Origin of the sequence: Pseudomonas taiwanensis (assembly GCF_013393345.1) — a bacterium.
GTDB classification, from domain to species: Bacteria; Pseudomonadota; Gammaproteobacteria; order Pseudomonadales; family Pseudomonadaceae; genus Metapseudomonas; species Metapseudomonas resinovorans_C.
Genome location: NZ_QJRF01000033.1, coordinates 72965 through 86036 on the forward strand (window position 1 = coordinate 72965; position 13072 = coordinate 86036).

Sequence of the window (13072 nt, forward strand, 5' to 3'; positions counted from 1 at the left end):
GGGTAGCCCATGAGTCAGGTTATTGAAGTAAAGATGCCGGGCCTCGGAGATACGGTCGCCATGTCGGTGATTGAGGTGCTGGTCCAGGTTGGCGATGCGGTAAAAATCGACGATCCCATCTGCGTGCTGGAATCCGATAAGGCCACCATGGATGTTCCGACTTCTGCCGCCGGTGTGGTCACGGAAGTGCTGATCAAGGTCGGCGACAAGGTGACAGAAGGCATTGTGCTGCTGAAGCTGCAGGCCCATGACGTGGCAACCCAGCCAGGGTCGGCTGCTGCCGCCACGCCATCCGCACCTGCGGCGCCTGCACCCGCCATGGCGCCTGTCCACGCCGCCGGAGCTGACCAGGAGTGCGACGTACTGGTGCTGGGCGGCGGTCCCGGTGGTTACTCCGCCGCCTTTCGCTCCGCGGACCTGGGGCGCAAAACCATCGTGGTCGAGCGTTACGCCTCGCTGGGTGGTGTGTGTTTGAACGTGGGCTGCATCCCCTCGAAAGCCTTGCTGCATATCGCTTCGGTGATGGAGGAGGTACCGCATCTGGCAGCACTGGGTATCGACTTCGGTGCTGGCAAAGTCGATCTCGACAAGTTGCGCGCGCACAAGGAATCGGTGGTCAGCAAGCTCACTGGCGGGCTCGCCGGCATGGCCAAGGGCCGGAAGGTTGAGGTGGTGCGTGGCTTCGGTCGCTTTCTCGACCCCCATCATATCGAGGTCGCCGTCACTTCAGGTTCCGGTCAAGAACAGACAGGAGAGACGAAGGTCATTCGTTTCAAGCAGTGCGTGATCGCGGCGGGCAGCCAGGCCATAAAACTGCCCTTTATGCCGAAGGACCCGCGAATCGTGGATTCTACCGGGGCACTGGAACTCCGGACGGTGCCCAAGCGCATGCTGGTGGTGGGCGGCGGCATTATCGGGCTGGAAATGGCCACGGTCTATTCAGCCCTTGGTGCGCGCGTCGATGTGGTGGAGATGCTGGACGGCCTGATGCAGGGGCCTGATCGCGATCTGGTGAAGGTCTGGGAAAAGCACAACAGCCACCGCTTCGACAACCTGATGCTGAGAACCCGGACGGTAAAAGCCGACGCGAGCGAGCAGGGCATCTGGGTGACCTTCGACGGGGAAAAGGCTCCCTCTGAGCCGCAATGCTACGACCTGGTATTGGTTGCCGTGGGCCGGAAGCCCAATGGAGACCAGATCGATGCGCACAGCGCCGGTGTCACCGTAGGTGAGAGAGGTTTCATAGAGGTGGACAAGCAGATGCGTACCAATGTGCCGCATATCTTCGCAATTGGTGACATCGTCGGGCAGCCCATGCTGGCCCACAAGGCGGTCCACGAGGGGCATGTCGCCGCAGAAGTGGCGGCTGGAGAGGCGGCGAACAATCCTGAGCTGGCGCTTAGCCGAATCGATGCGTTGCAGATTCCAGGGGTTGCCTACACCAACCCGGAGGTGGCCTGGGCCGGTCTTACCCAGCAGGAAGCAAGGGAAAAGGGCATCAAGGTCGAGGCGGCGGTTTTCCCATGGGCTGCGTCGGGGCGTGCGATCGCCAACGGCCGCGATGAAGGCTTTACCAAACTTCTGTTTGACGCCGACACCCAGCGGGTAGTGGGCGGCGGGATTGTCGGCACCGGTGCAGGCGATCTGATCAGTGAGGTTTGCCTGGCCATCGAAATGGGTGCCGATGCCGTGGATATCGGCAAAACCATCCACCCCCATCCGACCCTGGGTGAAACCGTGGGGATGGCGGCTGAAGTCGCCCATGGCAGTTGTACAGACCTGCCGGCGGCTCGTCGCTGAGTCGCTCAATGGCCAACCGATAGCCGAACAACAGCACGTGACGGAGGAGATAAGCATGAACGGCTGCAACGACACACTCGCGGATGATTTATCCCAATGGGTAGGCCGTGAGGACCAGCGTGTCGACCGCATCGACCCACGCATTGCCCAGGCGTTGGCCGCCACCCTCGATCTTGATCCTGACAGTATGAAAGCGGGTGCCGAGTTACCGCCCTTGTGGCACTGGGTGTACTTCACGCCCAACGCTCGATGCAGCGAGATCGGTGCGGACGGACATCCTCAACGCGGCGGCTTTCTGCCGCCGGTGGACCTGCCCAACCGCATGTGGGCGGGCGGACACCTGAACTTCAAGCAGCCGCTGCGGGTGGGCGAGGAGGTCAACCGCATTTCGCGCATCGTGCGCTGTCAGCGCAAGGTCGGCCGCCATGGCGAATTGGTGTTCGTCACCGTGGAACACAGCGTTTCGGGTGAACGCGGTGTGTGCCTGGTGGAGGAGCAGGACATCGTCTATCGACAGCCCGCACCGAAAGAGGCGCCGCTCGCCGGGGAAGTGGTCGACGGCTGCGCCGAATTCGGCCGACGAATTCGCCCGGATCCGGTCTTGCTGTTCCGTTACTCGGCGCTGACGTTCAACAGCCATCGCATTCACTACGACCAGCCCTACGCGACCCAGGAAGAAGGCTATCCCAGTCTCGTCGTGCATGGCCCGCTGGCCGCCACGCTGCTGCTTGAAACCTTCCGCGCCACCTATCCGGATAAACGTATCAGGCGCTTCGCATTCCGTGCCGTGGGCCCGCTCTTTTCTAGCGCGGATTTCGATGTGTGCGGCGAACTCACCGGCCCGGACTCCGCCGCGTTGTGGACCGAGTGCGACGGGCGCCTGGCGATGAAGGCCAACGTCACGTTCGACTGATCCGCGGCCTCCAAAGAACCAAATCTCAAGCAGGTGCTTCTGTGTAGAAGCACCAGGGCACCGCTTTGCCACGATGCTCCCCACAGGACAGGAAAACCAATATGACCATGCTGTATGCCCCTGATGAACACCAGGAAATCCGTGACGCCGTACGCGCCTTGTGCAGCGAGTTTCCGGACGAATACTTCCGCAAGATTGACGAGCAACGTGCCTACCCGGAAGCCTTTGTCGACGCCCTGATCGGCGCTGGCTGGCTCTCAGCGATGATCCCCGAGGAATACGGCGGCTCCGGCCTGGGGCTTACCGAGGCGTCGGTGATCATGGAGGAAATCAACCGCTCTGGCGGCAACTCCGGCGCGGTACATGGCCAGATGTACAACATGAGCACGTTGCTGCGTAACGGCAGCAAAGCGCAGAAGGAAAAGTACCTGCCCAAGATCGCTTCCGGCGAGTTGCGCATCCAATCGATGGCGGTCACTGAACCCACTACCGGCACCGACACCACCAAGATCAAGACCAACGCGGTGAAGAAGGACGGTCGCTACGTGGTGAGCGGCCAGAAAGTGTGGATCTCGCGGGTACAACACTCCGACCTGATGATCCTGCTGGCGCGAACCACGCCACTTGCCGAAGTGAAGAAAAAGTCCGAGGGCATGTCGATTTTCATCGTTGACCTCAAGGACTCGATCGGCAAGGGCCTTACCGTGCAGCCGATCCCCAATATGGTTAACCACGAGACCAACGAGCTATTCTTCGACAGCCTTGAGATTCCCGAGGAGAACCTGATCGGCGAGGAGGGCAAGGGCTTCAAATATATCCTCGACGGGCTTAACGCCGAGCGCACATTGATTGCCGCCGAATGCATCGGCGACGGTTACTGGTTCATGGAGCGCGCCGTCAAATATGCCAACGAGCGCGTGGTGTTCGACCGACCGATCGGACAGAACCAGGGAGTGCAATTCCCGATTGCCGATGCCTTTATCGAGATCGAGGCAGCCAACCTGATGCGCTTCAAGGCATGCCAGCTGTTCGATGCCCACCAGGGCTGTGGTGCCCAGGCCAACATGGCCAAGTACCTAGCGGCCAAGGCCTCCTGGGAAGCCGCCAACGTGTGCTTGCAGACCCACGGTGGTTTCGGCTTCGCCAACGAATACGACATCGAACGCAAGTTCCGCGAGACCCGCCTGTACCAGGTCGCGCCGATTTCCACCAACTTGATCTACGCCTATGTCGCCGAGCACCTGCTCGGGCTGCCGCGCTCTTTCTGAGGAACCCGCCATGGCTACTAGCAATCCGGTTCTTCCACTCGAAGGCGTGACAGTCGTATCGCTCGAGCACGCAATAGCAGCGCCGTTGGCCACGCGCCACCTGGCCGACCTGGGCGCCCGAGTGATCAAGGTCGAACGCCCTGGCAGCGGAGATTTTGCGCGTGCCTATGACGACCGCGTCGATGGCCTTGCTTCACATTTCGTCTGGGTAAACCGCTCGAAAGAAAGCCTCACTCTGGACCTCAAGCAACCCGAGGCCCTGGAGATCCTCATGCAGCTTCTGGCCGAGGCCGACGTGCTGGTGCAGAACCTGGCTCCCGGCGCTGCCGCCCGCATGGGGTTGTCATTCGAGGCACTTGCACCCACCCATCCGAAATTGATCGTGTGCGACATCTCCGGCTATGGAGAAGGCGGGCCGTACACCCACAAGAAGGCCTACGACTTGCTGATCCAGAGCGAAGCGGGTTTTCTGTCGGTCACTGGTACGCCGGAGGATCGGGTGAAGGCTGGTATCTCGATTGCTGATATCGCCGCGGGAATGTACGCCTACACCAATATCCTTGGCGCACTGATCGAGCGCGGCAAAACAGGGCGTGGCCGGCGCATCGAGATCGCCATGATCGATGCGATGGTCGAGTGGATGAACTTCCCTCTGTACTACGCCTACAAGGGCCAGGAGCCACCGCGGCGTACCGGTGCGTCGCACGCGACGATCTACCCCTACGGGCCGTTCCGTGCCGGTGATGGTCGTACGGTGATGCTCGGTCTGCAGAATGAACGTGAGTGGGCGGTGTTCTGTGAAAAGGTCCTGGGCGACGCCTCCATCGCCATGGAAGAGCGATTCGCCAGTAACGCATTGCGTACTGCCAACCGGGATGTCTTGAGCAAGCTGATCGAGGACAACTTCGCCAGCCTTACGGCCGAAGCTGTCATGGCTCGCCTCGATGCCGCCGACATCGCCAATGCCAACGTCAGCACCATGAGCGACATCTGGAGCCACCCACAGCTGGAAGCGCGCCAACGCTGGACCCACGTGGATACGCCGGCCGGACCGGTCCCCGCGCTACAGCCGCCCGGCATGGGCGGTGAGTATCCCGCCCGCATGGGACCGGTGCCGGCACTCGGTGAGCATACGAACGCGATCCTGCACGAGCTTGGCTACACAGACCACGTTGTCGGTCTGCGCGACAGGAGGGTGGTGTGATGGCTATTCGTCAATTGAATCTGGGCCGCGCCCGCACCTTCCTGTTCGTACCCGCCAACCGTCCCGAACGCATTGGCAAAGCCTTGGCCACCGGCACCGATGTCGTGGTCGTGGATCTTGAAGACGCCGTGGCACCAGGCGACAAGACGGCCGCGCGGCTGGCTTTGTTGGCCTGGTTGAATGCCAACCCCGATGAACGTGTCACGGTACGGATCAATGCCGCTGACACCCAGTGGCACGAGGATGATCTGGAGGTCTGCCGTCATAGCGGTATCGCTGGGGTGATGCTGCCCAAGGCCGACAGTGCGGCGCAGGTCGAGCATGCCCATGACGCCAGCGGCAAGCCTGTGTTGTGCATTGTGGAAACCGGTCGCGGCATCGAGGCGCTGCCGCAAGTTGCCAGTGCACGGGGCTGCGCCCGATTGTTATTCGGCAAGCTGGATCTGGCCGTTGAACTCGATCTGATACCCGACGAATCAGACCCCGAAGAGCTGGTGTTCCTGCCGTGGCGCGCGCTGCTGGTGCTTGCCAGCCAGCGCGCGGGATTGCCCGCCCCGGTCGATGGAGTGTTCACGGTGATTGGCGACGACGCAGGCCTGGCCCGATATGCCGCACGAGCGCGCCGGCATGGCTTCAGTGGCCAATTGTTGATCCATCCTGGCCAGGTGACCACCACCGCAGCGGCCTTCACGCCTTCGGCTCAGGACATTACCTGGGCGCAGTCTGTCCGAGGTTTGGCCGAGGCCGCCAGGGGCGGGGTGGTGGTGCTCGACGGTCGCATGATCGATGCGCCGGTGATGGCCCGCGCCGAACGCATTCTCGCGTTGGCAGTGGAGTTTGGACTCTGAGTCGGACCGGTCGTCGTGGAGAAGTGATCGAGCACGCAGTCGAAGCCTCTGGCTGCGTGCTCTTTTCGATTTTGGAACAGCTCCTCGTCCAATTCACAAATTCTTTAATCGGTCCCACCTCAATACTATCCAAGCCTGCAAGCCACTGAATTCCGCGTGCGGTGGTGATACCGCCGCAGGCCAAACGTTTCAATGCAGGAGCAGTGCCCATGGAATACAACACCAACAAAAAATCGTCTGCCATGAGTGGAGCCCGACAAGGCGTGCGCAACGGAGCGGATTACATCGCCTCGCTCCGTGATGGTCGCTCCGTCTGGATCGATGGCGAGCGCATCAAGGATGTGACGGTGGATCACCGTTTCCGTGGTGCGATTCAATCCATCGCCGATCTGTACGACATTCAGTGCGACCCGGCGTTGCAAGACAAGATGACGTTCCAGTCGCCAACCTCCGGCGCACGTGTTGGGCGCTCATTCATGCTGCCTCGCTCTGCCGAGGATCTGCGTCTGCGTCGGGAGATGATGAAGACCTGGATGGATGCAGTGGGCGGCATGATGGGCCGCACTCCCGACTTCCTCAACGTCATGGTCAGCGCCCACGCGTCGGCCTATGAGCTGTTTGCCGCGGGCGGAGAACAGTTCGGCCAGAACATCCTCAACTACCACGAACACATTCGCGAGAACGACCTGGCGCTCACCCACTCGCTGGTGTCTCCGGATATCGACAAACGCCTGCAGATGTTCGAACAGCCTGGCGACATGGTGATGCGCGTGGTGCGCGAATCCGATGCCGGTATCTACGTTTCCGGCGCCCGTTCAGTTGCCACCCTCGGCCCACTGGCCAATGAGGTGCTGATCATGCCAGCGGCCGCCAAGTTCCCGCTGGTGGAAGATGCCGAAGCCTACGCCGTAGGTTTTGCGTGCCCCATCGATACCCCCGGGATGAAGATGATCTGCCGTCCCTCGCTTCCCACCAAGGGCCGCTTTGCCAACGATCCGCTCTCGGCGCGGATGGACGAGATGGACGCCGTTCTGTGGTTTGACGAGGCCTTCATTCCTTGGGAGCGGGTGTTCATGTACCGCAGCATCAAGGCCGTGGAATCTGCAATGAAGTCGCCCTCCGGCCCCCATGGTTCGCATCAGTCGGCCACGCGCTCGTTGGCCAAGATGGAGTTCCTGCTGGGCATTGCCTACAACCTGACGGAAGTGAACCACAGCCGCTTCCCGAACGTGATGGTGCAACTGTCGGAGCTGGTGGCCTACGTTGAGACCCTGCGCGCCCTGATTCGCGTGTCCGAAATTGATTGCATCAAGGGACCAGGCGACACCGTGGTGCCGTATGAGCAGCCGCTCAATGTGGTGCGCGCACAGTACCCGGCGATGCACGCCCGGGCACTGGAGATCCTGCAGCTGCTCGGTGCTGGCAACGTGGTGGTGGCGCCAACGGTCGAGGATCTCTACAGCGAAAACGGTCCGGCCATCGAGCGTTACTGTGCCGGCGCCGACATTCCCGCCGAACGCAAGATGCAGCTGTTGCGCCTGGCCTGGGATGCCTCCTGCTCGTCCTTTGCCGGGCGGCAGAACCTGTACGAGAAGTTCTTCTCCGGCGACCCGTGGCGCAACGCTCAGATGCGCGGCGAACGCTATCCAGGTGCCCGCGAGGCACAGGACCGGGTGTGGGCGTTCCTGGATCGCAATGGCGAATGGGAACAGCGCATCAACGGCAACTAGTCGCAGGCTGCCGTAGTACCGCTACGGCAGCTGACCTCTAACAAGAATGTGCGGAGTTCTGTATGCCTCGTATCCACCTGCCAACCCCGGACGAAGAGCCAGAAGCATTTGCCCTGCTTCAGGCTAAGCGTGGCCATGCGCCGAATGCGCAAATCTTTCGCACCCTGGCCATCTGCCCGGAAATTCTCGACGTATTCATTCCCATGGCCGACGCCGTTCGCAACGGCTATGGCATCGATCCCAAGTTGCGGGAAATGGCCATCGTGATGGCGTGCCAGACCATGGGCACCAGTTACGAACACGACCCCCATTGGAATCGGGCCATCAAGGAAGGCGTCTCCAAGGAAAAAATGTTGGCGCTCTGGGATTTCGAAAAGAGCCCGCTGTTCTCCGACCTCGAGAAGGCCGTTCTGCGCCTGTCACGGGATGCGACCCGTGCGCCCGCGCAGGTCAGTACGGGTGTTTGGGAGGCCGTTTACCACGCCCTTGGCCCTAAGCAAAGCGTGGCGCTGCTCTTCAATATCGGTTGGTACAACATGACCGGCCGGTTGACTGGCCCGCTCGAACTGAGCAACGAAGCCGATTTCACTCGACTCTAGAAGACACCCGGAGACTCACCATGCCATTGCCAAAACCGGTCTATTACCCACCATTCAATGTCACCCGCTCCAGCCACGCCATCATCACCTCCCGTGACCTGGAAGCCAGCCGCGATTTCTATGAGCAGGTCATCGGCCTGGTCCTGACTGAACGCGACGCTGACACCTTGTATTTCCGTGGCTTGGAAGAGGTGTGCCACCACAGTCTGGTGATCAAGCGCCACGACGGCGCGCATGAAGCCGAAGCGATCGGCTTTCGGGTTTACACCGAAGAAGAGTTGGACAAGGCAGAGCACTTCTACAAATCCAAAGGCCTGCCGGCCCGCTGGATTGAAGTGCCGCATCAGGGCCGCACGCTGTTGGTCAACGACCCGGCCGGAACCCCGGTCCAGCTTTGCGCCACCATGACCACCACCCCCCGTCTGTATACGCAATTTCAAGACTTCAAGGGCGGCGCGGCCATGCGCTTCGACCATTACCAGATCCAGGTTCCCAATGTTCAGGAGCAGACGGATTTCTACGCGGAAATGGGTTTTCGCATTTCCGAGTACATGGTGCTTGATGAGAAGTTGATTGCGACGTTCATGTTCCGCAAACCCGGCACCCAGGACATCGTTTTCCTGGAAAACCCGGGCCCGCGCTTGCATCACTTTGCCTACACCGTTTCCGACTCCCACAGCATCCTGCGCGCCTGCGACATTGCGGGAAATATGGGCATGGGCGATGTCGTGGAGCGAGGTCCGGGACGTCATGGTCCAGCGGGGGTGTTGTTCGTTTATCTCCGCGACCCCGATGGCCATCGCGTGGAGCTGTTCTGTGATCACTACCTGTTGATCGATATCGAGGTTGAGCCTGTCGGCTGGGATGTGCGCAAGCCCGGCTTGTCCCTGCGCTGGGGGCTGCCGCCTCAGGAGTGCTGGTTCAACGAGACCACCCCGTTTGGTGGAGTTGCGACCAAGCAGCTGGACCACGAGCGCGGCCCGCTGTCGACGCTTGAGACCTACCTGGCCGAAAAAGCACGCGCCAGGGCCGCCAAGTAGTGGAGCAGGGGGCCACTTCGGTGGCCCCTGTGTAACTCGGCGCAATCGAATTGCAAGAGAAGAGGCATTCGCGATGACTACGCAGGCATCAACCCAAATAGACTCCGTCCAGGCAGGCCCACGCTTCGACGGCCGCGCCTTGCGCGACGCATTCGGCTCGTTTGCCACTGGCGTGACAATTGTCACCACGGCCGGCCCGGGCGGTGTGGACATCGGTTTGACCGCCAACAGCTTTTCCTCGGTGTCCCTGGATCCGCCGATGGTGTTGTGGAGCCTGGCGAGAACATCCCTGAACATGGATGCATTTCGCAACAGTGGGCATTTCGCCGTGCATATCCTGTCGGCAGACCAGGAGGCGCTTTCGTCGCGCTTTGCCAGCAAAGGCATCGACCGCTTCGAGGGCCTTGCGCTGGATCGCGGCCCGGACGGCATTCCGCTGTTGCCGGACTGCATGGCCCGTTTTTCCTGCAAGCTGGCTTACCAATACGAAGGCGGGGATCACGTCATCTTCGTCGGCGAGATCGTCGACTTCGGCCACTCCGCGCGTAAGCCGCTGGTATTCCACGGGGGACGCTACGGCATGTTGCTGCCCAAGCAGGCCGTTGCCGCGGTTGAGTCGGCGGATGAGTTCAGCAACCTGTCATCCGATGACCTGCTGTTCCAGGTTTCCAACGCCTATTTCCAGACCCGGCAGAGCGTGATCGATCGGCTTGAGTCCCACGGCTGGTCTGCAGAGGAATACGCCGTGCTGAGCATCATCGGTCGTGAGGATGGGCTGTGCGTACCCGAGATCGTGGCACGTAGCGAGAAAGTGCGCGGGCAGGGGATCTCCACGGCGATCGTGCTGAACCTCATCGAGCGCGGGCTGCTGCATGAAGTCGACTGCACTGATGGTCCGGTGGCTGTTCGGTTGACCGCTAAAGGCCGTCTGGCGGTGCTGGAACTAATCGCCATACGCAAGTCCAGCGAAGCGGATGTCCAAGGCAGTCTGGATCCGAGCGAAGTGCAGCTGCTCAAGCACCTACTGGCCCGGCTCGACTCATGAAGATTGCACGCTACAAATCTGCGGCCGGCCCTGAACGGCTCGGCGTCGTAACCGTCACCTCGGGTCTTGAGCGGCTGGTGGATGTCGCAAAGGCTGCCGCTGCCCGTGATGGCCTAGACACGCCCACTACGGTGATGGACCTGATCGAGGGTGGCGCACGGGCGATGGATGCCACCTACGACTTGCTTGACTGGGCCGCGCAACGCCAGGACCCCATCTGGATGGATGACCCGAGCACCGTGCAGTGGCTGACACCGGTGCCGGAGAAGTCCATGTTCTGTGCCGGCCGCAACTTTGGGCGGCACCTGATGGAGTCGAAACAGGGTGATACCGCCAACGCCAGCAAGCTGCATAGCGACTTTCCGACAGGATTTATAAAGCTTGGGCGAACGCTGGTTCCTCACAAGAGCCAGGTGAAGCGACCTGCGGACGTTCGCAGTCTCGACTACGAAGCCGAGATCGCATTGGTGCTGGGCCGGGCCATCGATGCGCATAGTGATATCGATCCGGCCAGCGCGATCTTCGGTTACACCATTTTCAACGACCTGTCCGCGCGTGAATGGCAGCTGCGTGAAATGCAGAACGGCATGCTGATGCTGGGGAAGAACTTCCCGGGTTTTGGTCCGATCGGCCCCTACATTCTTACTGCCGACGAGGTGCCGGATCCCACTGCGCTGGTGCTGTGGCTGAAGGTTAACGGCCAATTGCGTCAGCACTCCGACTGCCGCGACCTGATCTTTGGCTTTGGCGAAATGGTCGCATTCTGGTCGCGCTTCGGTCTGATGCCGGGAGACTTGATCAGCACAGGGACACCCGAAGGCGTGGCCTTGCACCATAAGCCCGATCCGCAGGAGTGGTACCTCAAGCCTGGCGACCGGGTAGAGGCGGGCGTGCATGGCATTGGTGTCCTGGAAACGCTCATCGTCTAGCCCCTCACCACTCCAATTCCCACCATTACCTATGGAGCGTCTTATGAAGCTGTATTTTTTGCCGGGTGCCTGCCAGATCGGCATCCATGCCTTGCTCGCCGAAATCGGCAAGCCGTTCGAGACCGAGAAGGCAGCTCGTCCCGGCACACCAGAGTTCGAGGCGTATACGAAGGTCAATCCGAAGGGGAAAGTCCCCGCGCTGATTCGCGATGACGGATCGCTGCTCACCGAGTTCCCGGTGATCGCGCTCTATCTGGCGCGCATCAATCCGGAGAGAGAACTGATCCCGACGGACATCGAAGGCGAGATACGTGTATTGGAAATGACCGAATACCTGGTATCTACCGTTCACATGCAAGGCTACACTCGCGCTCGTCGACCCGAGAAGTTCACGCCGAGCGAAGCTGACCACGCGGCTGTGAAGGCCCAGGGCCTGAAAATTTTCCAGGCCGGGCTCGACCGGGCGGAACGACAGATCAACGGCAAAGACTGGCTGTTCGAGAAATTGACCATCGCGGACTTTGCGCTCTTCTACCTTGAGCACTGGTGTGTGCTCAACGGCATCGGGTCGCTAGGTCCAGGCTGTCAGGCACACCATGATCGCCTGTGGTCGAAGGTGGACATCCGTCGCGCCGTCGAGTCTGAACTCATCACCTAATGCTGAGCGCTGCACCATGGACATGCTGTTGAAGTTGAAGGCTTTCGTCGTGACCGCCGACACCGGTAACTTCTCAGCTGCCGCGCGCACGTTGTACACCTCCCCGTCGGTGATCATGAAGCGGGTTGATGAGCTCGAATGGGATTTCAAAACCACGTTGTTCGACCGTTCGACCAGGCGACTGACGCTGACGGACACCGGACAAAGCTACCTGACTCATTCACGCCAGCTGCTGCGCTCATACAACGACATGGTCAGCGGCGCGATTTTGAGCCCTGGCAGTATCGAAGGCCCGATCCGGGTCAAGGCGCCTGCGGTGCTGATCCGCCAGGGCCTCGGTGAGCTGTTCACCCGCTACCTTGCAGAGAATCCACTGGTTCAACTGGAAATCGTCGCTTCTGACAGGGGCGGCAATCCAGCGGAAGAGGGCTTTGATATCTCGGTCGGGATGGATCAGATGGCCTATTCGGATGTGGTCGAGCAGGTCATCCGGCCCTTTCCCCGGCTGTTGTGCGCGGCCCCTGCTTATCTTTCACGCTGCGATGCGCCGCTGCATCCCCGCGACCTGATCCACCACCCCTGTCTGACGTTTTCCATCGCCGGTTCCATCTGGGCGTTCAACTCGCCAGAGGGGAGGGTGGAAGTGGATGTGCACCCCGTGCTTATCACCAATGATGAAGGCTATCTGTGCGCCGCCGCCCGCGATGGCCATGGGATTGTCCAGCTGGCACTGCCGGTGGTGGCCGATGCCCTGCAGGCCGGGGAGCTCGTGCCTGTGCTGGAGAGGTTTTCGCTGGTCGAGCGCTGGGTAAAAATCATGGTACCGGCTGCCCGACTGGAACTGACGCGGGTAAAGCTGCTGTTCGACAGGATGGCCAGGCATCTGGCTGCCAACGGTGCCGAAGAAGCAGACCCCGTAGGTCCTTGATGCGGAGTCACGCGACAGGTCTTCACCATCTGCATGTGTGAATTACGCCGGGTCTAGGCGCTGCAACAGCGCACTGAACATGCAGTTCCGGCGTCCATTCCAGTAACAAT

General features: G+C 60.9%; 12 protein-coding genes. All 12 read left to right on the top strand.

Translation table 11 applies throughout. The annotated features are described in order from the left end of the window. Nucleotides 1-9: 9 nt before the first annotated feature. The 12 genes from lpdA (at nucleotide 10) to DM872_RS04090 (ending at nucleotide 12962) form a co-directional block, all read left to right on the top strand. Nucleotides 10-1800: a dihydrolipoyl dehydrogenase gene (gene lpdA / locus DM872_RS04035; protein WP_179058249.1), complete on the top strand. Its 1791-nt coding sequence runs from the start codon at nucleotides 10-12 to the stop codon at nucleotides 1798-1800. 55 nt (nucleotides 1801-1855) lie between these two features. After that, nucleotides 1856-2713, top strand: coding sequence for an FAS1-like dehydratase domain-containing protein (locus DM872_RS04040; RefSeq protein WP_179058250.1), 858 nt, complete (start codon nucleotides 1856-1858; stop codon nucleotides 2711-2713). Between the two features lie 107 nt (nucleotides 2714-2820). Beyond that, nucleotides 2821-3981, top strand: a complete 1161-nt coding sequence (locus DM872_RS04045; protein WP_179058314.1) for an acyl-CoA dehydrogenase family protein — start codon at nucleotides 2821-2823, stop codon at nucleotides 3979-3981. A gap of 10 nt (nucleotides 3982-3991) precedes the next feature. Continuing rightward, entirely contained in the window at nucleotides 3992-5185 is a 1194-nt protein-coding gene (locus DM872_RS04050; RefSeq protein WP_179058251.1) for a CaiB/BaiF CoA transferase family protein, read from the top strand. Beyond that, entirely contained in the window at nucleotides 5185-6033 is an 849-nt protein-coding gene (locus DM872_RS04055; protein WP_179058252.1) for an HpcH/HpaI aldolase/citrate lyase family protein, read from the top strand. Before DM872_RS04050 ends, DM872_RS04055 begins: the two co-directional genes overlap by 1 nt. A 209-nt stretch (nucleotides 6034-6242) precedes the next feature. After that, nucleotides 6243-7763, top strand: coding sequence for a 4-hydroxyphenylacetate 3-hydroxylase family protein (locus tag DM872_RS04060; RefSeq protein WP_179058253.1), 1521 nt, complete (start codon nucleotides 6243-6245; stop codon nucleotides 7761-7763). Nucleotides 7764-7825: 62 nt separating this feature from the next. Then, entirely contained in the window at nucleotides 7826-8362 is a 537-nt protein-coding gene (locus tag DM872_RS04065) for a carboxymuconolactone decarboxylase family protein (protein ID WP_179058254.1), read from the top strand. 20 nt (nucleotides 8363-8382) lie between these two features. Next, complete coding sequence (locus tag DM872_RS04070) at nucleotides 8383-9402, top strand: VOC family protein (protein WP_179058255.1); 1020 nt, start codon at nucleotides 8383-8385, stop codon at nucleotides 9400-9402. A gap of 73 nt (nucleotides 9403-9475) precedes the next feature. Next, a complete protein-coding gene (locus tag DM872_RS04075; protein ID WP_179058256.1) occupies nucleotides 9476-10447 on the top strand; it encodes a flavin reductase in 972 nt (323 codons plus the stop codon). Then, the gene (locus DM872_RS04080; RefSeq protein ID WP_179058257.1) at nucleotides 10444-11376 is read left to right on the top strand and encodes a fumarylacetoacetate hydrolase family protein; all 933 of its coding nucleotides are present in this window, start codon (nucleotides 10444-10446) and stop codon (nucleotides 11374-11376) included. The genes DM872_RS04075 and DM872_RS04080 overlap by 4 nt, the downstream gene beginning before the upstream one ends. Nucleotides 11377-11419: 43 nt before the next feature. Beyond that, nucleotides 11420-12034 carry a glutathione S-transferase family protein gene (locus DM872_RS04085; RefSeq protein WP_179058258.1) on the top strand — a complete coding sequence of 205 codons (615 nt, stop codon included), beginning with the start codon at nucleotides 11420-11422 and terminating at the stop codon, nucleotides 12032-12034. Nucleotides 12035-12050: 16 nt separating this feature from the next. Next, nucleotides 12051-12962 carry a LysR family transcriptional regulator gene (locus DM872_RS04090; protein ID WP_179058259.1) on the top strand — a complete coding sequence of 304 codons (912 nt, stop codon included), beginning with the start codon at nucleotides 12051-12053 and terminating at the stop codon, nucleotides 12960-12962. The last annotated feature ends 110 nt before the right edge of the window (nucleotides 12963-13072 follow it).